The organism is Streptomyces swartbergensis (assembly GCF_002148965.1).
Lineage (GTDB): Bacteria > Actinomycetota > Actinomycetes > Streptomycetales > Streptomycetaceae > Streptomyces > Streptomyces swartbergensis.
Window position 1 is genome coordinate 1 of sequence record NZ_NGFN01000858.1, and the last position, 617, is coordinate 617.

General features: G+C 72.8%; 1 protein-coding gene. It reads right to left on the minus strand.

All coding sequences use genetic code 11. The annotated features are described in order from the left end of the window. On the minus strand, window positions 1-524 hold a 524-nt coding region (locus CA983_RS44765; protein ID WP_143645915.1), incomplete at its 3' end, for an MFS transporter. Between the last annotated feature and the right edge of the window lie 93 nt (window positions 525-617).

Sequence of the window (617 nt, forward strand, 5' to 3'; positions counted from 1 at the left end):
GAAGCCAGGACACCGCCCAGGGCCGGGCCCGCGAACTGCGCCGCGAGGGTCTGGCCGGACTGCAGATTGGCGTTGGCCCTGGGCAGCAGCTCCGGGGCGACCAGACGCGGCAGGAGCGACTGGGCGGCGAGGTCCACGAACGTCCCCATCGCCGCTATCAGGAACGCGCCGGCCACCAGCGCCCACACCGGCAGCAGCCCCGCCCAGGCGAGCAGGCCGAGCACGGCCACCAGCGGGAAGCGGCACTTCGACGCCCAGTTGATGACGGCCATCGGCGCGCAGCGGTCGACGATCACTCCCGCGGGCAGGATCAGCAGCAGCCACGGCGCCCGTATGGCGACGCCCACGGCGCTGACCACCAGCGCCGAGTCGCTCAAGGAGAGAGCCAGCAGTGGCAGCGTGACCAGGTAGACGCCGTCCGCCAGGTTCGAGCCCAGCACGGACGCCTGGAAGATCCGGAACGGGGCACCGAGGTTCCGGTCCGCCGGTGCGGACAGGGCGGGCTGCTCGGGGGAGGCACGCATGGGCCGTCTCACGCCCCCACCAGCAGGACACTGTTCATGACGACGTCCTCGCCGGCGTTGAGCACGAGCCCCGCCGAGGGAGTGCCGTGCCGC